Genomic DNA, 26169 nt, shown 5'->3' with positions numbered 1-26169 from the left:
TTGGATTCAAAATCCAATCTAGGGAAGCACACCCCGCAACCAACGCAACCAGTTTTCGGCCAGCACCCCCCGTCGGTAGGCCCCAGGCACCCACTCAGCAACCCTGTCCAGGTCAGCCGGCGCGTCCAACCCCAGGGGGTTTCCCTCCAGACCAAAACCGCCATCAAAGTCCGACCCCAACCCCACCTTATCCCAACCGATAAGGGCTGCCACATACCCCAGGTGACGCCCCACCACATCCAGGGCCAAACGGGGCATCCCACGCCGCCAGCCGGGCTCGAGGAAGAGGTTATAGAGCACGATACCGACCACACCTCCTCGAGCCCCAAGAGCCCTTATCATCGCATCGCTCAGGTGGCGGTTGGAGAGGTCGCCCTGCCCCTCCAGCAGGGCCCGGGGGTTGCTGTGGGTCGCACAAACCGGCCCGTCAAAAGCCTCCAAAGCCTCCCAAAAGGCTGCCTCGTCCAGGTGGGAAGTATCCAAAGCCACCCCCTCCTGGCGCATGGCGTCCAGGAGCTCCACCCCTAGGGGGGTGAGGCCCCCGGGCTCGCGGGTGCCCCCAGCGTAACGGGTGCGGTTCCAGGCCAGCCCCACCAGCCGCACCCCCTGGGCCTGCCAAAACCTCACTTCTTCCGGCCGGCGAATGCACTCCGCCCCCTCAATCAGGAGCACCAGACCCGGTGCCCCATCCACCGGCCAGCGGGAGAGGTGGGCCTCCAAATCCGCCCGGCTGCGCAACAGCCGTACACGCCCCTCCTCTTCCCACCGCAAGTAGAGCTCGAGCTGCCGCAAGGCCGCCCGGTAGGCGTTTTCCGGACCCGGGTAGCGGCGCGGGTCCACCCAAAGGGTGGCAAAAACCACACCCACGCCACCCTCCTGCAAGGCGGGCAGGGTCACCACTGGCACTTCAGGGTGGGGGTCTCTCCGGCGCAGCTCGGCCAACGGCAGGGTCAGGTCGCGGCCCAGATCAAGCGCATTGTGGGCCAGGTCAAGGTGAGCATCCACTATCATCCCAGCTCCGGGATTACCCGCACAAACCGGTCTTTGCCCCGCTGTAGAACGATGGGCCGCTCGAGCCGCACCTCCATGAGGGGGTCGGTGAGAACCTCCCCATCCAGCCGCAGCCCCCTTTGCTCAATGAGCCGCCTGGCCTCGGCGTTGGAGGGGGTCAGCCCAGCCAGGGTGAAGAGCCGGGCCACCGGGATACACCCCCTCTGCAGGACCTCGGTGCCCAAGCGCACCTCGGGCATCTTCTCCGGAATACCACCTTGGGCAATGCTTCGGTAGCGCTCGTCGGCCGCCAGAACCCTCTCCGCCAAAGCCCCCTTCGCCAGCAACCGCGCATCGCTTCCAGTAAACCCGAACTCCAGACCCACCTCTTGGGCAAAGGCCAGGTCTATGCGGGCCGGAATACGGGGCAGGCTGTAGGCCGCGCTCAACAAGGCCGCCAGCACCCGATGGGCACCTACCATTCCCCCTTTAGCCAAGAACGCCTCCACCTCCGCCCCGTCCACATCGGTGCACAGCTCGAAGTACTGCCTCAGGACCCCATCGGGAACCTTCATGAGCTTGGCGTAAAAGGTGTCCACGTCGTCGTATATACCGACGTAGTTGTCCAGGCTCTTGGACATCTTCTCAACCCCATCCAGCCCTACCAGGATGGGCATGATGAAGGCCACCTGCCGCTCCAGCCCATAGGCCGCCTGCACCTCCCGGCCCACCAGCAGATTGAACCTCTGGTCGGTTCCGCCCATCTCCACATCGCAGGCAGTGGGCACGGAGTCGTAGCCCTGGGCCAGGGGGTAGAGAAACTCGTGGAGGGAGATGGGGATACGGTGAGTGTAGCGGTTCTTGAAGTCCTCCCGCTCCAGCATCTGGGCCACGGTGAGAAGCGAGGCCAGCCTGACGACCTCCTTGAAGCCCAGGCTCTCCAGCCACTCCGAGTTGTAGCGCATTTCAAAGCGCTCAGGGTCATCGGTGATGAGAATCTTGCCTACCTGCTCCACATAGCTTCGGGCATTGGCCCGGGTCTCCTCCAGGGTAAGGGGCGGGCGGGTTTTGCTGCGGCCTGAGGGGTCGCCGATCATGGCGGTGAAGTCGCCGATGATGAGGACCACCTTATGCCCCAGCTCCTGGAACTGCCGCATCTTGCGGAGCACCACCGCGTGGCCCAGATGAATGTCGGGACGGGTGGGGTCAAGACCCAGCTTGATCACCAGCTGTCGGCCCGACTCGAGCTTCCGCAGCATCTCCTCCTCGGGGATAATCTCCACCGTCCCCCGCTTGAGCTGCTGTAGCGCCGCTTCAGCCGTCATGCCCCCAAGTATACCCAGGACCGCTCAGTAAATCTGAAACCCCCTGAGGCCGGTGGCCTCGCTCCACTGCACCTCCAGGTGCTCCACCCGGGCCTCGCGGGGACCTTGGCGCAGGTGGTGGAGGAAAAGCTCAAGATCAGCCTCCTCCCCCTCCGCCACCACCTCCACCCGACCGTCGGGGAGGTTCTCCGCATAGCCCGCCAGGGAAAGCTCCAGGGCTTTCTTGCGGGTGAAGTAGCGGTACCCCACGCCCTGCACCCGTCCGCTCACCAAAACCGTAACCCGCCGCACAAGCCCACTCTACAGGCCCCCCAGGGGCGTTTCAAGGGAAACTTAGATGTGCAGCGGCTTGTCCCAAGCGGCCAGCGCGGCCTCCTTGAGCACCTCGGCCAGGGTGGGGTGGGCGTGGGAAGCACGGGCCAGATCTTCGGCGGAAGCGTGAAAGGCCATGGCTACCGCAGCCTCAGCGATGAGGTCACCTGCCCGCGGGCCCACGATGTGCACCCCTAGGATGCGGTCGGTCTCTGCATGAGCCAGAACCTTGGCCAGTCCGTCGGTGTCGTTCATGGCCCTAGCCCGGCCGTTGGCCGAGAAGGGGAAGGTCCCCTTTTTGTAGGGGACACCTGCCGCCTTTAGTTCCTCCTCGGTCCGCCCGACCGAGGCCACCTCGGGGTGGGTGTAGACCACATTGGGAATGGAGGCGTAGTCCACGTGGCCGTAGCCGCCAACCATGTGCTCCACCGCTGCGTAACCCTCCTCCTCAGCCTTGTGGGCCAACATGGGGCCGGCAATGACGTCCCCAATGGCGTAGATACTGGGCACAGCGGTCTGGTAGTGCGCGTTGACGGGAATGCGACCCCGCTCATCGGTGGAAAGACCCACGTTCTCCAGGCCCAGCCCATCCGTGTTGGGAATTCGCCCGGTGGCGAGGAGCACCCTATCCGCCACCAGGGGCTCACCCCCTTCGTACTCCACCACCCCCACACCGTCCTTGGCGTAAGCGCGGGTAACCCGCACCCCCGTCCGGATGTCTAGGCCCTGCTTGCGGAAGCTTTTCTCTGCGGCCCTGGCAATCTCTCCATCCATGCCGCCCAGGATTTGGGGAAGGTACTCCAGAATCGTTACCCTGCTGCCCAGGCGGTTCCAGACCGAGCCCAACTCGAGACCGATTACCCCCCCACCAATCACCACCAACCGCTCGGGAACCCTGTCGTAGGCGATGGCCTGGTCGGAGGTACCCACAATTTCGTAGTCCAGCTCTACCCCCTTAAGCGGGGCCACCTTAGAACCGGTGGCGATGAGGATGCGTTCAGCCTCGAGCTCCTCCACCCCATCAGGCCCCTCTACCTGCACCCGATGGGGCCCTACGATGCGGCCGTGCCCCCGGTAGCGAACCACCCCGTTTTTCCTGAACAAGAACTCTATGCCCTGGGTGTTGGCCCGCACCACCTTTTCCTTATGGGCCATCAGGGCCTTCAGGTCCACCTGGGCGCTGCCCACCCGAACCCCGATGAGCTGGCCTTGGAGAACCGCGTGAATCTTTTCGGTGGCCTCCAGTAGGGCTTTGGAGGGAATACAGCCCACCCGCAGACAGGTGCCGCCCAAAGCGGCCTCCTTCTCCACACAAGCCACGTTCAGGCCAAGCTGGGCCGCGCGAATGGCCGCCACATACCCTCCTGGCCCCGCACCGATGACCACAAGCTGATGTTTGGGCATAAAACCTCGCCAGCCTAGCGGAAACCCAGCTCAGACCTCGAGCACGAGCCGCACAGGGTTCTCAATGAGCTCCTTAACGCGCCGTAGGAAGGTAACCGCCTCACGCCCATCCACAATCCGGTGGTCGTACGAAAGCGCCAGGTTCATCATCGGCCGGATCACCACCGCGCCGTTGCGGGCCACCGGACGCTCCACGATGGCGTGCATCCCCAGAATGCCCACCTGGGGGGGGTTGAGGAGGGGGGTAGAGTTGAGCGAGCCGTAGATGCCCCCGTTGGTAATGGTGAAGGTGCCACCCATCAGCTCTTCAGGCTTGATTCTTTTCTCCTTCACCCGGGCAGCAAAGTCGGCTATGCGCTCCTCAATTTGGGCCATAGAGAGTTTGTCTGCGTCGCGAAGGACCGGCACCACCAGCCCCTCCCCCCCTCCTACCGCGATGCCGATGTCGTAGTAGCGGTGGTAAACGATATCGGTGCCGCGAATCTCAGCGTTGAGCTGGGGGATCTCCTGAAGAGCCTGCACCACCGCCTTCACAAAGAAGCTCATGAAGCCCAGTTTGACCCCATGCTTCTTCTGGAAGCTCTCGCCGTACTCCCTGCGCAGCTCCATCACCGCGCCCATGTCCGCCTCGTTGAAGGTGGTGAGCATGGCGGTGCTCTGCTTGGCGCTCAAAAGCCGTTCGGCGATGCGGCGGCGCAGGGGGGTCATGGGCACCACCTCATCCCGGCGCTCGCCTTGCGGGGGGGCAGGGGTGGGCGCAGGAGGGGGAGAGGCCGGGGTGGAGAGGACCCTTTGAACATCCTCCTTGAGCACCCGCCCGCCAGGGCCGCTACCCTTCAGGCTGGCCGCATCCACCCCGCTTTGGGCGGCCAGCCGGGCCGCCGCCGGCATCACCTTGGTCTCAGCCACCGGTGAGGAGGCCTGCTCCGGCTTCGGACTGGCCTGAGCGGCAGGGGCCTGAACCTCCTGCTCCTCCAGCAAGGCCACCACATCCCCTACCCGGGCCTGCCCACTTGGGATGAGAATCCTGCTGAGCACCCCGCTGGCGGGGGCGGGTAGCTCCAGGGTGGCCTTGTCGGTCACCAGCTCCACCACGGGCTCGTCAGCCCGCACCAGGTCGCCTTCCCTTTTGAGCCACTGGCCGATTTCCACTTCGGTGATGGACTCCCCTACAGGGGGAATTTTGAGTTCTACAGGCATGGTCTTTCCTCCGGGATTACCGCCCCGCAAACTCCACCCGCACCTCGGCTGCCCTGGGCCTAAAGCCCCAGGGCCTGCCGAACCAGGGCCTGCTGCTCCTTGTCATGAACCTTCTTTGAACCCACCGCCGGGCTGCTGGACTCGGGCCGGGCCACCACCCGCAAAGGGCGACCAAATATCCGGTCACCAAAGCGGGCCCGGATGAACCACCAGGCCCCCATGTTGGCCGGCTCCTCCTGAACCCAGACCACCTCGACGCCAGCAGGGTAGGAAGCCAAGGCGGCCTCCAGCTCCTTTTGTGGAAAAGGGTAGAGCTGCTCCAGGCGAATCAGGGCCACATCACCCCTTCCCGAGGCCCGACGGGCCGCCTCGAGGTCGTAGTAGACCTTGCCCGAACAAAGGAGTATCCGGCTAGCCCCAGGAACGGGGGGGCCCACCAGCACCCGCTGGAAGCGGCCTTTGGTGAGGTCTTCTAAGGGTGAGACCGCATCGGGATTGCGAAGGAGGCTCTTGGGGGTCATCACGATGAGCGGCTTCCGCCAGGGCCGCTTGACCTGCCGCCGCAACAGATGGAAGTACTGGGCCGGGGTGGTGGGGTAGGCGACCTGGATGTTGTCGTTGGAGCAGAGCTGCAGGAAGCGTTCCAGACGGGCGCTGCTGTGCTCTGGCCCACCGCCTTCCATACCGTGGGGCAACAAGAGGACGATTCCCGAAAGGCGGCTCCACTTGGCCTCAGCCGAGGCGATGAACTGGTCTATGATGACCTGCGCAGTGTTCACAAAATCGCCGTACTGGGCCTCCCACCCCACCAGCGCATCGGGCATATCCAGGCTGTAACCGTACTCGAAACCCAGCACCCCTGCTTCGGAGAGGGCCGAGTTGTAGAGTTCTACCGGGGCCTGGCCCTCAGCCAGGTGATTGGCTGGGATGTAGCGCTCCCCAGTGCGGTAATCGGTAAAGGCCCCGTGCCGCTGGGTAAAGGTGCCCCGGACCGTATCCTGGCCGGAAAGGCGAACCCGGTGCCCCTCCACCGCCAGCGAGGCGAAGGCCAGCATCTCAGCTGCAGCCCAATCCAGAGGCCGTTTGTTCTGCCCCATCTCCCGCCTGGCCTCCAGGAACTTCCCCAAGCGGGGGTGCAGGGAAAAGCCTTCTGGAAGGCGGGTCAGGGCCTCCATGAGGGCCGATAGCTTCTCCAGCGGCACCCCGGTCTCGGGGTCGGGTACCCCCTCCTCGGGGCCCCCCAGGTAGCCCTTCCAGACCCCGCCTCCAGCAGGTGGCCGGGTGGGGGTAGGCTCCCGCCGAGCCCCTGAGAAGGCCGCCTCGAGGGTCTCCTGGTACTGCTTGGCCAAGCCCTCGCACCCCTCCTTGGTGCAGACCCCCTCGGCCTCCAGCTTGGCCTGGTAGACCTGGTAGAGGGGCTTTTTGGCCGCGATGCGGCGGTACATGTCGGGCTGGGTGAAGCTGGGCTCGTCGGTCTCATTGTGGCCGCGCTTGCGGTAGCCGACGAGGTCAATGAAGACATCCCGCTTGAAGGTGCGGCGAAACTCCATGGCCAGCTCCACCACCCCCACCAGCGCCTCGGGGTCCTCAGCGTTCACGTGGAAGATGGGGGACTCCACCATCTTGGCGATCTCGGTGGCATAGCGGCCCGAGGTGTACTCGTGGGGCTCCGTGGTAAAGCCCACCTGATTGTTGAGGATAATGTGCAACGCCCCCCCCACAGTGTAGGCGGGTAGGCCCGAGATGTTTAGGGTTTCCTGGACGATGCCCTCCCCGATGAAGGCTGCATCGCCATGGACCAGGAGGAGCATACCCTTTTCCCTGCGCGCATCCCCAAAACGATCCTGCTTGGCCCGGGTGCGGCCCATGGCTACCGGAGCAACAAACTCCAGATGGGAGGGGTTGAAGTTAAGCGAGAGGTGGACCTTCCCAAAGGGGGTTTCAATGTCGTTGGAATAGCCCAGGTGGTACTTGACGTCCCCGTGGTACCCTTCAGGGAAGTGTTCCTCAAACTCCAGGAAGATGTCGCGCAAGGGCTTCCTAACCACGTTGGCCAAGACGTTGAGGCGGCCCCGGTGGGCCATCCCCATTACCACCTCCACCACCCCCTGGCGGGCCGCAGCCTCCAGGACCAGGTCAAGGAGGGGAATGAGGGACTCGGTGCCCTCAAGGCTGAAGGTCTTGGCCCCCAGGTACTTCTTCTGCAGGAACTCCTCGAAGAGGGTGGCCTGCATCAGCCTCTCCTGGATTCTGCGCTTCTGTTCTGGGGTAGGCTTGGTGAACCCGGCAGCCAGCCGGGCCTCAATCCAGTTACGAACGGTGGGGTCGTCCAGGTGGCCGTACTCTATGCCCACCGTACCGCTGTAGCGGGTCTTGTACTGCTCCAGCACCGCCCGAAGGGTAGGGGCCCCCAGCTCGGGGGGTACCGGCCGGTCCAAATCGGCCTCGCTCAACCCGAAGTAGCTAGGGTCAAGCTCGGGGGGGGTACGGCGTTCGCGGCCCAGGGGGTCTATCCGGGCAATGAGATGGCCGCGCTCGCGGTAGGTGCGCAAAAAGCGCACCGCCCGAAGGAAAAACGAGGCCATCTCGGATAGCTCGGCCTCAGAAGGTTGTCGCCGCACCACCGCCCCATTGCCGCCGGTGGGCTCAGCCTGGAGGTTTTGAAAGTAGCGGGACCACTCGGGGGGAACGGAGCTGGGGTTCTCTTGGTACTGCTGGTAGAGGGCCTCGAGGTAGGCCAGGTTGGAACTGTCCACGGTGTGTTCCATACTCACAGTTCCTCAGTCTACCCCTTCTTTGGTTGGAGATGTGAGCCACCAGACCCTCACAGCAGGGCCTCTACCTTCGCCGCGGCCTCGAGGTCAAGCTGGGTAATCCCCCCCGCAGAGTGGGTTACGTAGGCCACCCGCACCTTGCGCCACATGATCTCCAGACTATCCGGGTGGTGATCGCTGCGCTCGGCCAGAAGGGCCACCTTCACCGCAAAAGCCACCCCTTCGGAGTAGCTGCCGAAGCTGAAGGTCTTCTCCAGCCGCCCGGCCACCACCGCCCAACCCGGTAAACGGACCAGCTCCTGCTGAATTTGGGCTTCGCTCAACGGGTCTGCCATGTTCCTATCCCCTCCTCCCCCACATTTTTCCCGATGGCGCTCGAGCCAATGGTGGGCGAACTCGTGTAGGGGCCCTGGACGGGCCTCGGCAAGCCCCCACAAAAAGCGCATTAGCTCCTCTTCGGAGAGGGTCAAGAAGGGCTCGAGGCGAATCGGGGAAGCCCTGCCCAGCCTCCGCCGGACAAAGATTTCCGGTGCCTCGAGGGCAGCCAGCGCCACCGCCACCACGTGTTTGCAGATGAGTCCCCGGTAGGGGCAGGTGCAGCGCCAGCCTCCCCTGCGCAGGTCGATCTCTACCCGATAAGGAAAGGGACTGCTCCCGGCTACCCGGGCCTGCAGCCGGCCCCGCCCCCGGGCCGCCTCAAGGATGGCCCCCTGCAAAAACCGCCGCCGCCCCCGCTCCAGCACCCCCTCCTCTGCCAACGCGAGCAGGCTCTCCAGTTCAAGCCGCACCCCCCTATGAAAATCTAGCCCGCCGTACTTTGCAAGCCCAAAGCTTGTGGGTAAACTGGCCTTGGGCCAAAAGGCCCAATTCCTTCAGGGCGGGGTGGAATTCCCCACCGGCGGTGATGGGCGCTCTGCGCTCGAGCCCGCGAAGCCTGGAAATCGCTTCATCCAGGCCCGATTCGGTGCGAATCCGAAGCCGACGGTGAAAGTCCGGATGGGAGAAGGAGTGGAGCCTGGGCGTCCCTGCGTCCGGGCGAAAAAGGTGAGCGACACATCCTGAAAAACCCCCAAAAAACCACAACTGGATAGGCGGCCTTGCAGAAGGTGCTCTGCTTGGCCTGCGACCTGGAGAGACCCAAGGTTGGGTTCGGCATCTGAACTGTGCCGACCACAGGTGCGTCTTGTTCTCAGGAGGCTCCATGCGGAAGCTTTTGCTCTTGTTCACGGCGCTCGTTTCGTTGGCTTTTGCGCAGAACCAGAAGGTGCGGGTGGGGCTTGGCTACATCCCCGACGTGCAGTTCGCCCCCTTCTACCTGGCGGTAACCGAGGGGCTCTACGCCGCGCGGGGGCTCGAGGTGGAGTTCCAGCACGGCTTCGTGAGCGAGCTATACCCCCTCTTGGCTCAGGGTAGGCTGGACTTTGTCGTGGGAGACGCCGAGGACGTGATTGCCCTGCGGGCCCAAAACCCCCAGGCCACCCCCTTCAAGTACGTGATGGCCATGTACCAGTCGGTACCCAACGCCATCTTCTCCCTGGCAGAGAAGAACATCCGCTCAGTGCGCGACCTGAAGGGTAAAACCATCGGAATGCCCGGGATGTTCGGGGTTTCCCTCACTTCCCTACAGGCCATGCTGCGCGCGGCAGGCTTGAAGGAAAGCGACGTGAGGATTCTCCAGATTGGCTTTACCCAGGCCGAGGCGGTGGTCTCGGGGCGGGTGGACGCGGCGATGGGCTTTATCAACAACGAGCCGGTTTTCCTGCAGGCTCGAGGCGTCAGGCTCAACATCATCCCGGCTGGGCCCTACAACAAAAGCCCCGGAAACGGGGTCATCACCACCGACAAGGTTTTGGAGAACCCCGAACTGGTGCGGCGCTTCTTGGCGGCCTCGCAGGAGGGGCTGGCCCGGGTGCTGGCCGACCCCAGGCAAGGCTTCGAGGCCGCCCGGCGCTACGTTCCCAACCTAGGGGAAGACCGCATGGCGGTGCTCCGGGCCTCAGTGCGGCTCTACCAGTCTGCCTACACCCGCCGGATGGGCCTGGGCTTCTCCGACCCCCAAGCCTGGGTCAGCAGCCTAACCCTCCTGCACCAGACCGGGCGGGTCAAGACCGACCTTCCCCCCACCGCCTTCTACACCAACGAGTTCCTCCAACCAGGGGTACAGGCCCAGACGCTAGCTGGGCGCTAGGAGACCACGATAACCCCGGCTCCTACGGGGGCCGGGGTTATCCCTAACGAGGCCCTCGGGTCAGAAGGTTGGTAAACCCCAGGGCCAGCACCACCACCACGCCCAGGGCCCAGTAGGGAAACCCACCGGGAATCCAACCCTGCTGCTGGAGCAAAAAGAGCAAAAGGGCCACCAAAAGGGCAATCAAGGCCCACAGGGCAAAGGGCTTCAAGCCTTCCAAGGTCAACCCTCCTTAGCGCGGTGCAGGTGGTAGTACACCTCGTTGGGTACCCAGCCCAAGGCGTTGGCCAGGCGGTTGGTGAAGTTAAACATGGCCGCCACCTGGGCGGCTTCAAAGATGGCCTCATCGGAAAACCCCAGCGAGCGCAGGGTCTCGATATCGGCACTGCTCATCTCCTCCGAGGCCACGGTCATGCGGTGGGCAAACTCCAGAAGGGCCCGCTCCCTGGGAGTTAGCTGGGCCCGGCGAAAGTTGGCGATGAGCACATCGGGAAGCACCGGGTCACCGGTCAGCTCGCGCAGGTAGGCCGAGTGGGAGGCCAAGCAGTACTCGCAACGGTTGGTCGCGGAAACCACCACCGCAATCATCTCCCGCTCTTTACGGCTCAGGTGCCCCTCGCTGCGCATGAGGTGGTCGTAGTAGCGGAACCAGCGCAAAAAGTGTTCGGGCAGTAGGGCAAAGTTGCGGGCCACATTGGGCACGAAGCCAGTTTTCTCCTCAAACTTAGCAAAAAGGGCCCGCACTTCCTCCGGTAGCTCCGCAGGTTCCGGCACCCGCAACCAGGCTGTGGGCCCCTTCTCGACAGCCCTCATACCCCACCCCCCTCAGAGGCCTGCTGGGCTACCCAGCGCTCAGGCACCCGCTGTTTTAGGAAGGCCACGATATCCTGGGTACTGGTGCCAGGACCGAAAACCGCCGCTACCCCTATGGCCTTCAGGTGCGGCACGTCCTCATCGGGAATGATCCCTCCACCAAAGAGCAGAATGTCGTCCGCAGCCTGCTCGCGGAGAAGACGGCGCACCTCGCTGAAGTAGTGCATATGGGCCCCGGAGAGAATGGAGAGACCTATCGCGTCCACATCCTCTTGCAGAGCTGCCGAAACGATCATCTCTGGGGTTTGGCGCAGCCCGGTGTAGATGACCTCCATCCCCGCATCCCGCAAGGCGCGGGCCACCACCTTGGCCCCCCGGTCGTGCCCGTCTAGCCCCGGCTTGGCGATGAGCACCCGGATTCTTCTATCCATGGCCCCATCTTACGCCACAAGCCGCCCCCCTACCAGGGCTCAAGGCCTATAGGGGTTGCTCTGCCCGCCGTTGTCCTGGGCCGGCGACGGGCCGGCCAAAGCCCTATCCAGAATCTCCCGCCAGCTTGCGTAAGGGCGCTGGCCGGTGTACCGTTCCCCATTCACGAAGAAGCTGGGGGTGCCTGTGAGGCCTAGGTCCAGGGCCAGCTTTTGGTCGGCGAGCACCCCTGCCCGCTTGCTACCCGACCTGAGGCACTGCAGGAAGGTGGCCGGCGCAATGCCCACCTGGCCTGCCAAATCGGCGAAGTACCGGTCCAAGAACTCCCCACTCAAGCTGGCCCACTGAAGCTGCCCTCTAAACAGGGCCTCGTGGTACTCCACGTACAGGCCGCTGTCAGCAGCGCAGGCCGCAGCCTCTCCCGCCCGGATGACGTTTTCTTGGCCGGTAAAGGGGAAGTCGCGGAAGATGTAGCGAACCTTCCCAGTATCTATATAGTCGCGCCTGATGAAGGGGAAAACTTCGGTGGCGTGGTCGCGGCAGTGGCCGCACAGGTAGTTGGAAAAGTCCACCACGGTCACCCTAGCCTGGGGGTTGCCAATCGCGAACCGGGGGTTTTGGGCTGGATCCAAGGCGCCGGTGCCAGGTCTGGGCCGCAAAACCAGGAACAAGAGGACCCCAACCACCAGACCAAGCACTGCTACAGCGATAAAAAGAGTTCTCTGCATACCTACGATTCTACGGGGTCCCTCATGAAAATAACGGTGCCCCAACTAAGCCTGCTGACGGGCCTCCCCCTCATCGGTGAGCCAGAAAGGTGCCGCGTCGCGGGAGACCATCCTCTCGTTAGCGATGGCCTCCTTGAGGTCCTTGGGCAGGACAAACATGGCCTCCAAGTAGGCGGCGTCCAGGTGCTTGAGCCGCAGCCCCCGCTCGAGGATACGGGCCTCCACCGTACCCTCACTCAGCCCGGTAGCGTCCACCGCATCCGAGGCCACTATAAAACCGAAGTTGAGCATAAAGCCCGGGATGTAGTTGTGGTAGCTCCGGGTGTAGCGGAAGACCTGGCTCACGGTGTGGTGAACCACCGGGTGCATCCTGTGGTGGGTGAGCAGAATCATGCCGGCCTGCATGGCCATAAGCCCACCGGGATTGAGACGGCGCTTGACCAGCTCGTAGAACTCAACGGTGTAGAGCATCCGGGCCGGGTTGTCCTCCCCTACCGGGTCGTTGAGGTCAACGATAATCACATCGTAGGCATCGGGGTGTTCCTCCAGCCAACCCCGGGCATCGGCGTGCACCACCTGGGCTCGAGGATCGTCAAAGGCCCCCTGGTGCCATTCAGGCAGGTACCGCCGGGCCATCTCTACCAGCTCGTCGTCGATATCGCACATCACCACCCGCTCCACCGTGGGGTGCTTGAGCACCTCCCGCAGCGTGGCCCCCTCGCCTCCACCCACCACAAAGACCGAGCGGGGCCTGGGGTGGGCCAGCATCACCGGGTGCACAAGGGTTTCGTGGTAGATGTATTCGTCGCGTTCGGTGGACTGAACGTCCTTATCCAAGACCAGCACCTTCCCAAAGGCGCCGGTATCAAAGATGAAGTACTCCTGGTACTTGGTGCGGCCTGAAGCCAACACCTTGTTCATCCGACGCATGATGGACTCGTAGGGCGTGACCAGCTCGAGGTAGTACATCCCGTATTCCATGGCAAACCTCCCCAGAGGCAGCGCAGAGCCAGGCCCCAACAGCGCAAAGCGCCTACGGCTAGGGCTTTCTGCGCTTAATTTCGCGCTCTCCCCCACGCCAGAAGCGAAAGGCCGACTCCTCACGGGCCCCAAAAGCCCGGGCCAGCCCCCGCAGCACCGACTCGGGGTCCACGTCTGGTTTGTAGAAGTAGAGGTCGAGGGCCGCCGAGGCATTGTCTTCGGGCCAAGTGTGAATCATCACCGCGGCCACCGGAGAGAGCACAGCCGCCGAAAGCCCCTGGGGATAGAACTTGTAAACCGTAGACTGAACGCTCCCCGAAGGGGCCCCCAGCTTGAGCACGGCGTCCTTGAGGGCCAGCTCAACCAGTCTGGGGTTCTCCAACACCTCCAGATTGCAGCCGTATATCTCCGCTACCCAGCGACCCCCCGCGACCGTCGTCACGGCTTCCTATCCTAGCATAGCTTTAGGCCACAGAACGCCCAGCCGAAGTGCGCAACCACCCGAAGGAGAGCACCACCTGCCCCAAAAGCACCAGGACAATCAAAACCCCTACGACATCGACCGGCTCCGCCCCCCCCAGCAACCACCCCACCGGGCTGGGAACCGGCAGACCCAAGGTGCGGTCCAGGAGGTAGATGGAGGCCGTAAAGAGGGAGACAACCAGGGCTAGCAGGACGAAGGGGCGGGCCTGAGCGGGGGGCACCATCCCGTTGTGCATGAAGGCCAGCATCAGGATGAAAAACCCGTCGGCCAAGAGCAGGGATATACCCCAAAGCATCACCTGGGCGTAGAAAAAGGCCTGGGGTTGCTCGAGCAGCAGCCGCTCGGAGGCGATGGGCCCGCAAGGCCCTCCCCCCAAAGGGGTATCCGCCCACCCCAAAAGCTGCAGGGCGAAGGGAAGGAAGAGCAGGCCTACTAAAAGGCTCAGCCGCCGGTCGCGAACGCCGAACATACCCCAATGCTGCCCAAAAAACCCCAAAGATGGCTAGGGAGAAATATCCCGAAGGTCAAAGCCGGGAGAAGTAGAGGCGGATGGACTCCAGCAGCGCAAGCCCACTCTCCCCGCTTTTCTCAGGGTGGAACTGCGGGGCCACCAGGTTGTCTCGAGCGAACAGGGCAGTAAATCGGGTGCCCCCGTAGTCGCTCAAACCCACGCTGCCCTCCACCAAGGGCGCATAGTAGGAGTGCACAAAGTAAAAGTAACGCCCCGAGAGGCTTTGGAAGTGGGCGGTGTACTCCACCGTGTTCCACCCCATCTGCGGCACCCGGGGGGCCTGAAAACGCCTCAAGCACCCCCGGACCAAGCCCAGCCCTGAGATGCCCGGGGCTTCCTCCGAGCCCTCGAACAAAACCTGCATCCCCACGCAGATGCCCAAGAAGGGTTTCCCCAAGGCGATGTGCTGGCGCACCCCCTCCTCAAAACCCGAGGCCTGGAAGGAGCGCATCACCTGACCAAAGTGCCCCTGACCCGGCAGCACCAGAAGGTCGTGGTGGGGTACCGCGGCGGGGTCAGCAGAGACGGCAACCCGGTAGCCCGCGGCCTGCAAGGCCTTGGCCGCGCTGCGCAGGTTGCCCGAACCATAGTCTATGAGAAGTGCCCTCATAACGTCCCCTTGGTGCTCGGCAGATCGTTGCGGGTCAGCCGGGTGGCCTGGTGGAGGGCTCGAGCCAGGGCCTTGAAGGTGGCCTCTATCACATGGTGGGCCTCCCGACCGGCCAAGAGCCGTACGTGCAGGGTAAGAGCGGCATGGTTGCACAGCCCCCGCAGGAACTCCCGCAGGTGGTAGGCGTTCATCCCCCCCGCGCTGCCCTCTACCCCCAGTTCCTCAGGCGCAAAAGCCAGGTGGCTCCTCCCCGAGAGGTCAACCACCACCTGGACCAGGGTCTCGTCCATGGGCACGGTGGCCTCCCCATACCGCTCTACGCCCTCTCCCTCCCCCAAAGCCCTCTTCAGCGCCATCCCCAGCGTAATACCCACGTCTTCCACCAGGTGGTGCACGTCCACCGCCAAATCCCCCTGGGCCTCCACGCTCAGCCCAAAGCGGCCATGCCGCTGCAGGGCCAGAAGCATGTGGTCCAGGAAGGGCAGCCCTGTGGTAATCCGACCTGCCGGAGGGCCTTCCAGGTCCAGCGCAAGCCGCACCCAGGTCTCGGCGGTGCGGCGCTCGAGGCTAGCCCTACGCATGGGGCACCTCGGCCAGGGCAAAAGCGGCCTGCAAGAAGCGGTCGTTCTCCTCTGGGATGCCCACCGACACCCGAATACAGCCCTCCAGCCCCGGATATTGATCCTGCCTACGGACCAAAATCCCCCAGCGCAAAAGCCCCTGGTAGGCTGAAGCCGCATCGGGGGTACGTATGAGCAGGAAGTTGGTCTGGCTGGGGTAGGCGCGCCAGGTGGGATGGGCTTGCAGGGCTTCGTAGAGCCTTTCCCGCTCGGCCACCAAAGACCTCACCACCCCCTCAACGTACTCAGGCGCCTCCAGCACGGCCAGAAGTACCTGCGCAGTGTGGGCGGGAAGCCCAAAGGGGGGGATGAAGTTCTGAAGCACGCGGGCCACCTCAGGGGAGGCCATCAGGTAGCCCGCACGGATTCCCCCCAGACCGAAGGCCTTGGAGAAGGTGCGCAAGAGGGCCACCTGCGGGTTAGCGCGGGCCAGCTCGGTGTGGTCGGTTCCGGAGAACTGGTGGTAGGCCTCGTCTATGACCAAGAGCCATCCGGTCTCACGGGCCCGCTCAGCCAGCTGGGCAACCTCCCCAGGGGCGAAAAGCCGACCGGTGGGGGCGTGGGGGTTGGCCAGAAAGAGGACCCCGGGTCCTTCGTCCATGGCCCGCAACAACCCCTCCAGGGGCAGGGCAAAACCCTCCCCCAAGGGCACCGCCCGGTAAGGGGTAGCAGCGATGCGGGCCGAAAAGGCGTAGTGGGGAAAGGAAGGCGCGGTGTCCAGCACCACGGCGGCCGCCTGGGCCAGGGCTTGGATGAGCAGGTTGGAGCCCGGAGAGAGTACCAGGCCCTCCATTGGCCAGCCCAGCCAGGCCGAAAGCCGCTCCCGCACATCCTCGGCGTGCAGGTGAGGATAGCGGTTGTAGCTCAAAGCAGCCAAGCGGGCCACCACCCGGGCCTTGAGCTCAGCAGGCAGGTCGTATGGGCTTTCATTCTGGTCAAGCTTGATGGGGGCCTCTACCCCCTGATAAGGGTAGCTGGGCAGGCCCCCAAGGTGGGGTTTGAAGGCCTTCATCCCCCAGATTCTCAGGAGTCAGGGGCCTGCCGTCAAGGCTGGGCCGTGGAATTTGCCCCTCCGAAGGGCGGCCAAAATCTCCAGGAGGCCAGGTATGCTGGAGGGGCCCACTAATGGGCTCGAGCTGGCGGTGAGGCTTTTGGGACCGCTCTAAGCCCCTCAGCCGATGTGCTCGCCCCGCTCTAGCGCACCCTTCTTCCCCTAGGCTAGGCAGCACCCATCAGGGAAACCTCAAGGCCAGCAGGGCGCTTTTGGGAGGTCTGGTGGCTAAACAACTCCCCGTGAATCCGCTAGCATGGGGAGCATGACCCTCAAGGGACAGGGGCCAGGCCCCCTACCCCCTTTGCTCGAGCAGTACGTATCCCTGCGGGACGCCTACCCAGAGTACCTCCTGCTCTTCCAGGTAGGCGACTTCTACGAGGCCTTCGGCGAGGACGCCGAGCGGCTGGCGCGGGCTTTGAACCTCACCCTAACCCACAAAACCGCCAAGGACTTCACCACCCCTATGGCGGGAATTCCCGTGCGCTCGGTGGATATCTACCTGGAACGGCTCCTGCAACAGGGCTTCCGGGTGGCCATCGCCGACCAGATGGAGTTAGCGGAGGAGGCCGAAGGGCTGGTGCGGCGTGAGGTAACCCAGCTCCTCACCCCCGGCACCCTGCTGAGGGAAAACCTGCTCAAGCCGGAAGCCAACTACCTGGCCGCCCTGGCCACCGGAGACGGATACGGTCTGGCCCTGCTGGACGTCTCCACCGGTGAGTTCAGAGGGGCCCTGCTCTACAGCAAAAGCGCGCTCTACGACGAACTATTCCGCTACCGCCCGGCTGAGGTCCTGCTGGCCCCTGAACTCTACCAGCAGGCCTCCTTTCGGGAGGAGTTCCAGCGGCGCTTTTTGGTGATGCTCTCCGAGGGTTTTGACGAGGAAGCCGGACAAAGGGCCCTGGAAGCCCAGTTTGGGAGCCTGCCGCCGGGCCTCGAGCCCCCTGCTCTGCGCCGAGCAGCCGGAGCTGCCCTGGCCTATGCCCTGCGGGTGGAGGAGCGGCTGCCCCAGGTGCGGAGCTTTGTGCGCTACGATCCCAGCGCCTACATGCAGCTTTCCGAGGCCACCTTGCGAGCTTTGGAGATCTTCGAGCCCAGCGCCGTGGGGGAGCACGACCCTGAGCGCACCCTGGCAGGGGTGCTGAACCTAACCCGCACCGCCCCAGGAAGGCGGCGGCTGCTCTCCTGGTTGCGCCACCCCCTGCTGGACGAAGCCCCCCTGCAATCCCGGCTGGACGCGGTGGAGGCCCTGGTGCGGGATGGGGTGCTGCGCGGGGCGGTGCGCCGGGCACTCCATCGGATGCACGACCTGGAGCGCCTAGCGGCCCGCCTGATGGCCGGTCGGGCCAGCGCCCGCGACCTCTCGGCCCTGGAGCGAAGCTTGGGGCTCTTGCCCGAGGTCCGCCAGCTCCTCTTGGGGCTCACCCCCCTCCAGCACCTCGCCGAGCGGCTGCCGGACCTGGAAGCGGTGCGGGAGAGAATTGCCTCGGCGCTGGTGAACGACCCTCCCCTCAAGCTCACCGAGGGTGGGCTAATCCGGGAGGGCTACGACCCCGCCCTGGATGAGCTGAGGCACCGGGCCGAGAGGGGCCGGGCCTACATCGCCCAGCTCGAGGCCACCGAGCGCGAGCGCACCGGCATAGGAAACCTCAAGGTGGGGTACAACGCGGTCTTCGGCTACTACCTGGAGGTAACCCGGCCCCACTACCCCTTGGTCCCCTCCGGATGGCGGGCCCTTCAGACCCTAAAGGACCGGATGCGCTTCTCCACCCCTGAGCTCAAGGAGCAGGAACGGCAAATCCTGCAGGCGGAGACCGAGGCGGTAAAGCGCGAATACGCGGTCTTCCTGGAACTTCGCGCAGAGGTGGCCCAAGCTGCCCAGGAGGTGCGCCAGGCCGCCGAGGTGCTGGCCGAGCTGGACGTGTACGCAGCACTGGCCGAGGTTGCGGTGGCCCACGGCTACACCCGTCCCCGCTTCTCCCACCAAGGTGAACTCCTCATCCGCGCCGGAAGGCACCCGGTGGTGGAGCGCTACAGCGCCTTCATCCCCAATGACCTGGAGCTGGGTCCTGGCCGCCGGCTTCTAATCCTCACCGGGCCCAACATGGCGGGCAAGTCCACCTACCTGCGCCAGACCGCCCTCATCGCCCTGATGGCCCAAATCGGCTCTTTCGTGCCCGCCGAAGCAGCCACGCTGCCGCTTTTTGACCGCATCTTCACCCGAATTGGCGCCTCAGACGATATCGCCGGGGGCCGGAGCACCTTCATGGTGGAGATGGAAGAACTCGCCGCCATCCTACAGCAGGCCACCCGCAAAAGCCTGGTCCTTCTGGACGAGGTAGGCCGCGGCACCAGCACCTACGATGGCCTGGCCCTGGCCTGGGCAGCCTGCGAGTACCTGCACGACACCGTAGGCGCCTACACCCTCTTCGCCACCCACTACTTCGAGCTCACCACCCTACCCAACCGCCTTTCTGCGGCGCGCAACGCCCACGTGGCGGCACGGGAGGAGGCCAGCGGCCTGGTCTTCTACCACCAGGTGCTGCCCGGCCCAGCCTCCAAGAGCTACGGCCTCGAGGTGGCCCGGCTGGCTGGCCTGCCTCCGGCGGTGTTGGAACGAGCCAGAAGCGTGCTGGAGGGGTTGCTGGCCCAGCACAATGGCCCTTCTAAGGACCTCCTGGATGAGCTCCTGCGGCTCGATCTATCCCAGACCACCCCTTTGGAAGCCCTGGTGTTCTTGCAGCGGCTCCAGACCAGGCTCCTAGGCCGCCTGGAGACCGCCAAACCCTGAGGTAGGGGATGATTCGCCGGCTGCCTCCCGAGGTTATCCGCGAGATTGCCGCAGGCGAGGTGGTGGAAGGCCCCGCCGATGTGGTGCGGGAGCTTTTGGAGAACGCCCTTGACGCCGGGGCTACCCGGATCCAAATCGAGCTTTGGGGGGGAGGAATTGAACGGGTGGTGGTCAGCGACAACGGAGCTGGCATCCCCAAAGAGGAGCTACCCCTGGCCGCCGAACACCACACCACCAGCAAGCTTTCCGACCTGAACCAGATCCGCACCCTGGGCTTCCGGGGCGAGGGGCTCTGGGCCATCCGGCAGGTGGGCCGGCTCCGGCTCACCTCCAGGCCCGCAGAGCAGCTTGGAGGGGCCACCCTGGAAGCTTTCCGCGAGGAGGCCTGCCTCACCGAGCACCCTGCGCCCCCTGGGACCCGGGCCGAGGTCAGCGAGCTGTTCAGCCACCTTCCAGCCCGGCGCAACGCTCTGGAAAGCCCTGCCGCCGAGGCCCGCAAGGTGGTGGGGCTTGTCGGGCGGTACCTGCTCCACCACCCCCACCTGGCCTGGCGGCTGGTGGTGGATGGAGAGGAGAGGATCCAGCACGCTGGGGGGGGGTTTGGCGAGGCGGCCAAGCTCCTTTGGGGACCGGTGGTCGCCAATCGGCTGCTGCCCCTGCAGGCCGAAGAAGGACCCTTTCGCCTGAGGGGTCTCCTCTCCCGGCCGGAGCTTTCCCGGCCCCGTCGTGACCGGCTGCTGCTGGCCCTGAACGGCCGCCCGGTGGAGTGGCCCGAGGCCCTCCTGCAAACCCTCCTGGCCGCCTACAAGGAGCTGCTCCCCCAAGGGCAGTTCCCCCTTGGAGTGCTCAACCTGGAGCTCCCACCCCACCACCTCCTGGTCAACACTTCCCCCGACAAGTCGCGGGTGCGGCTTTTGGAGGCTGAGCCGGTGCGGGCCTTCCTGAACCGGGCGGTGCAGAGCCTGCTCACCAGCCACCCCCTAACCCGGAGCCTACCCGAGCCCACCCCTCCCCAGGGCCTTGCTCCGGCCCAGCCTTCCCGGTTCCCCAGGCTCACCTACCTGGGCCGCTTCCGCGAGCTTTACCTGCTGGCTGAGTCTGGCGATGAGCTATACGTGGTAGACCAGCACGCCGCCCACGAGCGCATCCTCTTTGAGGAGCTCTCCCGGCGCTACCAGAGCGAGCCCCCTGTTGAGCTGCCCTACCCCGAGGTGGTGAGCCTCGGCTTGGATGAAGAGGTGAGTCTGGAGGAGCGCTCCTCTGAGCTCGAGGAAGCTGGGCTCAGCCTCGAGCCCTTTGGGCCAGGCCGGTACCGCATCCGCACGGCCCCCGCCTTCTTGGCCGGGTACCCCTCCCTGCTGCCCGAGGTTGTCCGGGGAAGCCTGAAAACCCCCAGCTTTCGCGAGGCCTGGCGCAGCGTGCTGGCACGGCTGGCTTGCCTTCCCGCCCTCAAGGCCGGCCACCCCCTGGCCGAGGCCCCGGCCCAGGCCCTTCTGGACGCGCTGGCTGCCTGTGAGCTGCCCTGGGTCTGCCCACACGGCCGGCCCACCGCCTTGGTGCTCTCCGAGTTGGAGCTGGCCCGACGGTTCGGACGGCGGGGGCCCAGGGCCGTTGAACGGGTGAGGCTCGAACCGCGCTAGACCTGTGCAAACCGGCCCAACCAACCCAACCCCTGGCCCGCCCAAAAAGCGCCTACCACCACAGGAATTTGGTTGCGGGGAACATTGAACATCCCAAACCCCCAGTGTAGTATGGGTGGACAAAAAAGGAGGTACACATGACCAAAAAATTTGCTGAAAACGCCATCGACCGCCGACTTTTCCTGAAGCACACCGCAGTAGCCGGAGCCGCCTTGGGTTTGATGGGGCGGGGGTTGGCCCAGCAACAGCCCACCGCCGATCAGCTTGTCCGGGGCAAAAACCCCAAGCTGGTGGTGCTCTCCTCCCGGCCCATCGTGATGGAGTCAACCCTCGAGCTCCTAGCCTCCGAGCGCATCACCAGCAAGGCCAACCTCTTCATCCGCAACAACATCGACCTGCCAGGGCTCAACACCACCGAGCCCAACGTGCAGCCCCGCTGGGAGATCGAGGTCACCGGCCTGGTGGACAAGCCCTTCAAGATCACCGTGGAGGAGCTCTCCAGGCTGCCCCAGACCGAGGTCACCACGGTGCTGCAGTGCTCGGGCAACGGGCGTACCTTCTTCAACCCACGCCCCTCGGGCAACCCCTGGACCTACGGGGGCATCGGCCAGGTGGTCTGGCGGGGGGTGCTGCTCAAGACCCTGCTCGAGGCCAAGGGGGTCAAGCTCGACCCCAGAGCCCGCTTCATCACCATGAATGCCTCCACCCAAGGCGGCGCCCTGCCCTACGAGAAGAGCTTCCCCATCAGCGTGATGGAGTACAACAGCGCCATGATCGCCCTGGGGATGAACGGCGAGCCCCTGCCCGCGGTGCACGGCGGGCCGGCCCGGCTGGTGGCCGCGGGCACCTTCGGCGCGCCCAACGTCAAGTGGATCAGCAAAATCGAGTTCGCCGCCGGGGAGAGCACCGGCAGCGAGCAGGTGCCCCGCTACCGGGTCCCCATCCTGCCCGGCTGGAACCTGCCCATCCTGCCCACCGAGCCCGGCAGCCGCTACAACTACACCCTGGAGAACTCCCGCTCCAACTGGGGGGCCAACATCAACTCCTTCATCCTCTCCCCCCTGCCGGGCTCCACGGTCAAGGGCCGCATCGTTGAGGTGCGGGGGGTAGCCTGGAATGACGGCCTGGTGCCCATCGAGAGCATCGAGGTCTCGGTAAACGGCGGCACCAGCTGGCGCAAGGCCATCATTGAGGGGAACGACGGAAAGTTCGGCTGGTACCGCTGGGTCTCGCCCCAGCTGCTGGCCCCCGGGGAGTACGAGGTGATGGCCCGGGCCACCGACGCCGTGGGGCGCACCCAGCCCCTCAACGGGAACATCTGGTGGAACGAGCGGGGCTACGAGTGGAATGGGGTGATGCGGGTCAAGTTCCGCGTCACCTGAGGCCCTCTGCCCAGGGCCGGCGGGGGATACCCCCCGGGGCCGGCCTTTTTTTAGGAGTTCTTTAGAATGCTTGCAAATAGGTTGTGGTTCATCATCTCCCACAGGGAGGCTGTGTTACTCTTACTGAGGTGAGGAGGAAAACGTCCGATGAAACAACGATACCTCATAGGGGTAGCCATTCTGGCTGGGGTAGCCCTCTACTCCGCCCTGGGCAGCAACGCCCTGCCCGAGGGGCCCGGGCGCGACCTGGTGCTGCAGAAATGCCAGAGCTGTCACGAAATTGGCTTTGTCACCCGAGAGCGGCAAAGCCGCGAGCGCTGGGACGCCATCATCACCGAGATGCAGGGCTATGGGATGCGCCTGAGCGCTGAGGAGCGGGCGGTCATCCTGAACTACCTGGCCACCTACCTGGCCCCGGGCGCCCAGGCCCCCGCCCCTGCCCCGCAGGCCCAGCCGGCCAGCGTGAGCGGAGCCCAGGTCTACAACAACTGCATAGGCTGCCACCAGGCCAACGGCACAGGCATTCCCGGTGCCTTCCCGCCCCTGGCTGGGCATGTCCCCAGCATCCTGGCGGCTAGGGGCGGGCGGGAGTGGCTGGTGCAGATGATGCTCTACGGCCTGCAGGGGCCAATCAGCGTGAAGGGGGTGAGCTACAACGGCATCATGCCAGCCTACGCCCACCTTAGCGATGCCGAGATCGCCGCGGTGCTCAACCACATCAGCACCCAGTGGGGCAACAGCTTCCCGAGCGGCCAGGGCCCCTTCACCGAGGCTGAGGTGAGGGCCCAGCGGGGCAAGAACCTCACCGCCCAGCAGGTGCTCGCCGCCCGGCAGCAGCTGGGCTTGCGCTGATGCGGGTCGTCTCCCTCCACCTAGGCCGCGGGCCCGGCCTGCCCAAGGCCGCGGTGGAGGAGCTGCACCTGGTGGCGGGAATGGGGGCCGAGGGCGACCGGCACTTCGGCAGGAACCCCGACCAGGCGGTGCTGGTGGCGGGAACGCAGGCCTACGCGCGCGCCGCTGAGGCCGGCATTGCCCTGCCCTGGGGGGCCCTGGGGGAGAACCTCTTGCTGGAGCCCGACCCCCATGCCCTGGGGCCTGGAGCCAGGTTGGGAATAGGCTCCGCGCTGCTCGAGCTCACCTCGGTCTGCACGGTTTGCGACGCGCTTTCGCGCTTTGACCTGAGACTACCTAGGCTGCTTTACGGTCGGCGCGGCCTGTATGCCCGGGTGCTCCAAGGGGGCCTGGTCCGGGTAGGGGATGAGGTCCGCATCCTGCACCCCCCCCAGCCTTGGTAGGCTAGGGCTATGCGAATCCTCTCCCCCGAGGAGACCGCAGCGCTCCTCCCCTACCCTGCCTTGGCCCAGGCCATCGCCCAGATTCTCCAGAACCCCCCGCCCATCGCCCCCGAGCGCATGGGAGTACCCCTCCCAGGGGGGGGCACCCTGCTCCTGATGCCCGCCGCCGACCCCACCCTTACCGTGACCAAACTGGTCACCGTGCACCCCCAGCAGAACCCCAGCGTGCGGGCCGAGGTTCTGGTGATGCGCACGCCCACGGGGGAGCGCTTGGCGCTTCTAGACGGCGCCACCGTTACAGCCCGGCGCACCGCTGCGGTCTCCCTCTTGGCGGCCCAGACCCTGGCCCCCGAGCCCGGGGGTGCCCTTCTCCTCATCGGATCAGGCACCCAGGCCAAGGCCCACCTTGAGGCTTTTCACGTCGGCTTGGGCGCCAACAAGGTTTACATCTACTCCCGCAGCCCCGAGCGCAGGGAGGCCCTGGCTGCCTACGCCCGTCGGCTTGGAACCCTGGCCCAAGCCATAGATCGGGTCGAGGCCGTCCTGGAAGAGGTCCGCCTCATTGTCTGTGCCACCACCAGCCCCACCCCGGTGCTGCGCGAATGCACCGAGAATAGCTTTGTTGCCGCCGTGGGGGCCTACCGCCCCGAGATGGCCGAAGTGGCCCCGGAGGTGGTGCAGCGGGCTCGCGTTTACGTGGACACCCTGGAGGGGGCAAAGGCGGAGGCCGGCGACCTCTTGCAAGCCGGGGTTGACTGGGGCCGCGTTACCCCCTTGGCCCAGGCCCTGAGAGAGCCCGCACCGACCCTAGGCCCGGTCCTCTTCAAAAGCGTGGGGCATGCCCTATGGGACCTTGCTGCAGCCCGCCTGGCCATGCGCTCGCTGGGCCTGGTGTAGCCTATGGGTATGTACCTAATAGTGCTTTGTACTGTGCCTAGCGGGGAAACCGGCCTCTCTATAGCCCGCACGCTCGTACACGAGGGGCTTGCAGCCTGTGTAAACCTGCTTCCCGGCCTCACCTCGGTCTACCGCTGGGAGGGCCAGGTGGAGGAGAACCCTGAGCAGCTCCTCCTCATCAAGACCAAAGAGGAAGCCTACCCAGCCCTGGAGCAGCGCATCCAGGAGCTCCACCCCTACCAGGTGCCCGAGGTGGTCGCCATCCGGGTGGAAAGGGGGTTGCCTGCCTATCTGGACTGGCTGAAGAGCAGCACCCAAGGATGATTCGCGCCAAACGACTTTCCGATGGCATGACCACCGGCTTGCTGGCCAGCGAGGTCTGGGTGGATGTGGAAACCCCCAGTCCAGAGGAGCTGGCCCTCATCCAGGAGTACTACCCCCTCAACCCCCTAGCCCTGGCCGACGCGCGGGAAATAGGTCACTGGAGCCGCTTCGAAGAGTATCCCCACCACCTCTTCTTGATCTTCCGCACCCTCGAGAACCCGGCCAACCCCCACAGCCGCACTGAGCGGGTCTCCTACTTCTACTTTCCCGAGGTTCAGGTGCTCCTTACCTACCGCAACGAGCCCGTACACTACCTGGAGGAAGTCTGGCAGAGCTTTCGCGGGGGCACCGGGCTTCGCCTTTGGCAGCACCTGCTCGAGCGGGGGGTTGAGACCTTCTTTGCCTACACCGACGCCCTGACCGAGCGAGTAGAGGAGCTCGAGGAGCGGGCCTTGGACGGGGCCAACACCCCCGAGGTACCCCGCCGCATCTTCTCGGCCCGACGTGAGGTTCTGCGGGTGCGGCGGCTGGCCTCCCAAGCCCGCGAGGCCCTGCTGCACCTGGAACGGCTGCCCATCCTGGGTCCAGAGGCCTATCTTTTCCGCGACCTCACCGACCGCATGGGGCAGGTATACGGAGGACTGGATGCGGCTCGCGACGAGCTTTCCAACATTCTGGAGGTCCACCTCTCAGCCCAGGGGAACCGCCTCAACCGGGTGGTCCAAACCCTCACCGTCATATCGGTGCTCTTCCTGCCCATGACCCTCTGGGCCGGTATCTACGGGACCAACTTCGAGGCTTTTAGCGAGTACCAGTGGCCCTGGGGGCGGCTTTACTTCTGGAGCGGGCTGGTTCTGATTGGGGGAAGCCTGGCCTGGTGGATGCGGCGGCGGGGCTGGTGGTAAACCAGCGAATAAATCAACATAAATGTTTACAAAAAAACCCAGCCCTGCTATAGTCAGGCTCGAGGAGCGAGCTATGCAGACCAGCGTCCTGGACACCCTGACCTTTGACCCTGGCGAAATCATCCTCTACCCTGGGACGCCCAGTCCCAAGGACCAGCTCTACCGGGTAAGGGAAGGGCTGGTGCGGCTCCAGAGCGTAGATGACGAGGGCAACGCCCTAACGTTGCGCTTCGTGCGCCCCGGGGAGTTTTTTGGTGAGGAGGCACTCTCCGGAACCGACCGGCCCTACTTTGCTGAGGCGGTCACCGAAACCAAGGTGGATGCCCTGGCCCCCGGTCAGCTCTCCCCTCAGGAGCTGAGCAGCCTGGTACAGGGCCTGGTGAGGGCCCTCGGACAGACCTACCAGACCATCCAGCGCATCTCCGGCCAGCGGCTCAAGAACCGCATCGCCGCGGCCCTTCTGGAGCTGGCCCGCACCCCTGTGGCCTTCACCGAAAAGAACGGGCGGGTGGGGG

General features: G+C 65.0%; 27 protein-coding genes and 1 riboswitch. Of the genes, 10 read left to right on the top strand and 17 right to left on the bottom strand.

Annotated features, from left to right (window positions below; all coding sequences use genetic code 11):
• Positions 1-18: 18 nt before the first annotated feature.
• Genes NZ849_RS11095 through NZ849_RS11065 form a run of 7 tightly spaced genes read right to left on the bottom strand, consistent with a single transcriptional unit; the run spans position 19 to position 8793 of the window.
• Positions 19-1011, bottom strand: coding sequence for a membrane dipeptidase (locus NZ849_RS11095; RefSeq protein ID WP_295407376.1), 993 nt, complete (start codon positions 1009-1011; stop codon positions 19-21).
• Positions 1008-2315, bottom strand: coding sequence for a tyrosine--tRNA ligase (gene tyrS, locus NZ849_RS11090; protein ID WP_295407373.1), 1308 nt, complete (start codon positions 2313-2315; stop codon positions 1008-1010). Before tyrS ends, NZ849_RS11095 begins: the two co-directional genes overlap by 4 nt.
• A 24-nt stretch (positions 2316-2339) precedes the next feature.
• Entirely contained in the window at positions 2340-2606 is a 267-nt protein-coding gene (locus NZ849_RS11085) for an acylphosphatase (protein WP_295407367.1), read from the bottom strand.
• Positions 2607-2648: 42 nt separating this feature from the next.
• Complete coding sequence (lpdA, locus tag NZ849_RS11080) at positions 2649-4031, bottom strand: dihydrolipoyl dehydrogenase (RefSeq protein ID WP_295407362.1); 1383 nt, start codon at positions 4029-4031, stop codon at positions 2649-2651.
• A 30-nt stretch (positions 4032-4061) separates the two neighbouring features.
• Positions 4062-5231: a 2-oxoglutarate dehydrogenase complex dihydrolipoyllysine-residue succinyltransferase gene (gene odhB, locus NZ849_RS11075; RefSeq protein ID WP_295407357.1), complete on the bottom strand. Its 1170-nt coding sequence runs from the start codon at positions 5229-5231 to the stop codon at positions 4062-4064.
• A 59-nt stretch (positions 5232-5290) separates the two neighbouring features.
• Entirely contained in the window at positions 5291-7999 is a 2709-nt protein-coding gene (locus tag NZ849_RS11070) for a 2-oxoglutarate dehydrogenase E1 component (protein WP_295407354.1), read from the bottom strand.
• A 56-nt stretch (positions 8000-8055) separates the two neighbouring features.
• Positions 8056-8793 (bottom strand): 4a-hydroxytetrahydrobiopterin dehydratase, encoded by a 738-nt coding sequence (locus NZ849_RS11065; protein WP_295407351.1) that lies wholly within the window; start codon positions 8791-8793, stop codon positions 8056-8058.
• Between the two features lie 76 nt (positions 8794-8869).
• A riboswitch (FMN riboswitch) is annotated at positions 8870-9017 on the top strand.
• Positions 9018-9206: 189 nt separating this feature from the next.
• Here NZ849_RS11065 and NZ849_RS11060 point away from each other — a divergent pair.
• Positions 9207-10193, top strand: a complete 987-nt coding sequence (locus NZ849_RS11060) for an ABC transporter substrate-binding protein (RefSeq protein WP_295407348.1) — start codon at positions 9207-9209, stop codon at positions 10191-10193.
• A gap of 43 nt (positions 10194-10236) precedes the next feature.
• Here the strand turns inward: NZ849_RS11060 and NZ849_RS11055 are convergent, their stop codons facing one another.
• The 10 genes from NZ849_RS11055 to NZ849_RS11010 are packed head-to-tail and all read right to left on the bottom strand — an operon-like array spanning position 10237 to position 16381.
• On the bottom strand, positions 10237-10413 hold the full coding sequence (locus NZ849_RS11055; RefSeq protein ID WP_295407345.1) for a hypothetical protein: 177 nt from the start codon (positions 10411-10413) through the stop codon (positions 10237-10239).
• Positions 10414-10415: 2 nt separating this feature from the next.
• Positions 10416-11006: a peroxidase-related enzyme gene (locus tag NZ849_RS11050; RefSeq protein ID WP_295407342.1), complete on the bottom strand. Its 591-nt coding sequence runs from the start codon at positions 11004-11006 to the stop codon at positions 10416-10418.
• Positions 11003-11437: a cobalamin B12-binding domain-containing protein gene (locus NZ849_RS11045; protein ID WP_295407339.1), complete on the bottom strand. Its 435-nt coding sequence runs from the start codon at positions 11435-11437 to the stop codon at positions 11003-11005. Before NZ849_RS11045 ends, NZ849_RS11050 begins: the two co-directional genes overlap by 4 nt.
• Before the next feature lie 39 nt (positions 11438-11476).
• Entirely contained in the window at positions 11477-12163 is a 687-nt protein-coding gene (locus NZ849_RS11040) for a thioredoxin domain-containing protein (protein WP_295407335.1), read from the bottom strand.
• Positions 12164-12208: 45 nt separating this feature from the next.
• Positions 12209-13144 (bottom strand): polyamine aminopropyltransferase, encoded by a 936-nt coding sequence (gene speE / locus NZ849_RS11035; RefSeq protein ID WP_295407332.1) that lies wholly within the window; start codon positions 13142-13144, stop codon positions 12209-12211.
• A 58-nt stretch (positions 13145-13202) separates the two neighbouring features.
• On the bottom strand, positions 13203-13586 hold the full coding sequence (locus NZ849_RS11030) for an S-adenosylmethionine decarboxylase family protein (protein WP_295407329.1): 384 nt from the start codon (positions 13584-13586) through the stop codon (positions 13203-13205).
• A gap of 22 nt (positions 13587-13608) precedes the next feature.
• Entirely contained in the window at positions 13609-14097 is a 489-nt protein-coding gene (locus NZ849_RS11025; protein ID WP_295407326.1) for a hypothetical protein, read from the bottom strand.
• Positions 14098-14152: 55 nt separating this feature from the next.
• Positions 14153-14749 (bottom strand): imidazole glycerol phosphate synthase subunit HisH, encoded by a 597-nt coding sequence (gene hisH, locus NZ849_RS11020; protein WP_295407322.1) that lies wholly within the window; start codon positions 14747-14749, stop codon positions 14153-14155.
• Positions 14746-15330: an imidazoleglycerol-phosphate dehydratase HisB gene (gene hisB, locus NZ849_RS11015; protein WP_295407318.1), complete on the bottom strand. Its 585-nt coding sequence runs from the start codon at positions 15328-15330 to the stop codon at positions 14746-14748. The genes hisH and hisB overlap by 4 nt, the downstream gene beginning before the upstream one ends.
• Positions 15323-16381 carry an aminotransferase class I/II-fold pyridoxal phosphate-dependent enzyme gene (locus NZ849_RS11010; protein WP_295407315.1) on the bottom strand — a complete coding sequence of 353 codons (1059 nt, stop codon included), beginning with the start codon at positions 16379-16381 and terminating at the stop codon, positions 15323-15325. Before NZ849_RS11010 ends, hisB begins: the two co-directional genes overlap by 8 nt.
• Before the next feature lie 295 nt (positions 16382-16676).
• Between NZ849_RS11010 and mutS the strand changes: the two genes are divergently transcribed.
• The 9 genes from mutS to NZ849_RS10965 form a co-directional block, all read left to right on the top strand.
• A complete protein-coding gene (gene mutS / locus NZ849_RS11005) occupies positions 16677-19211 on the top strand; it encodes a DNA mismatch repair protein MutS (protein WP_295407312.1) in 2535 nt (844 codons plus the stop codon).
• Positions 19212-19219: 8 nt separating this feature from the next.
• The gene (gene mutL, locus NZ849_RS11000) at positions 19220-20851 is read left to right on the top strand and encodes a DNA mismatch repair endonuclease MutL (protein ID WP_295407309.1); all 1632 of its coding nucleotides are present in this window, start codon (positions 19220-19222) and stop codon (positions 20849-20851) included.
• Between the two features lie 137 nt (positions 20852-20988).
• Entirely contained in the window at positions 20989-22233 is a 1245-nt protein-coding gene (locus NZ849_RS10995; RefSeq protein WP_295407306.1) for a sulfite oxidase, read from the top strand.
• Positions 22234-22380: 147 nt separating this feature from the next.
• Positions 22381-23085, top strand: coding sequence for a c-type cytochrome (locus NZ849_RS10990; RefSeq protein WP_295407303.1), 705 nt, complete (start codon positions 22381-22383; stop codon positions 23083-23085).
• Positions 23085-23528, top strand: coding sequence for an MOSC domain-containing protein (locus NZ849_RS10985; protein WP_295407298.1), 444 nt, complete (start codon positions 23085-23087; stop codon positions 23526-23528). Before NZ849_RS10990 ends, NZ849_RS10985 begins: the two co-directional genes overlap by 1 nt.
• 9 nt (positions 23529-23537) lie before the next feature.
• Positions 23538-24425, top strand: coding sequence for a delta(1)-pyrroline-2-carboxylate reductase family protein (locus NZ849_RS10980; protein WP_295407295.1), 888 nt, complete (start codon positions 23538-23540; stop codon positions 24423-24425).
• A 9-nt stretch (positions 24426-24434) separates the two neighbouring features.
• Positions 24435-24749 carry a divalent-cation tolerance protein CutA gene (cutA, locus tag NZ849_RS10975; RefSeq protein ID WP_295407292.1) on the top strand — a complete coding sequence of 105 codons (315 nt, stop codon included), beginning with the start codon at positions 24435-24437 and terminating at the stop codon, positions 24747-24749.
• Complete coding sequence (locus tag NZ849_RS10970) at positions 24746-25654, top strand: magnesium transporter CorA family protein (protein ID WP_295407289.1); 909 nt, start codon at positions 24746-24748, stop codon at positions 25652-25654. Before cutA ends, NZ849_RS10970 begins: the two co-directional genes overlap by 4 nt.
• Positions 25655-25727: 73 nt before the next feature.
• Positions 25728-26169 (top strand): cyclic nucleotide-binding domain-containing protein (locus tag NZ849_RS10965; RefSeq protein WP_295407286.1); only part of this gene is annotated, 442 nt, incomplete at its 3' end.

This window comes from Meiothermus sp. (assembly GCF_025060375.1).
Lineage (GTDB): Bacteria > Deinococcota > Deinococci > Deinococcales > Thermaceae > Meiothermus.
The sequence above is the reverse complement of the archived record's forward strand: the minus strand, read 5'-3'. Positions and strand labels throughout refer to the sequence as shown.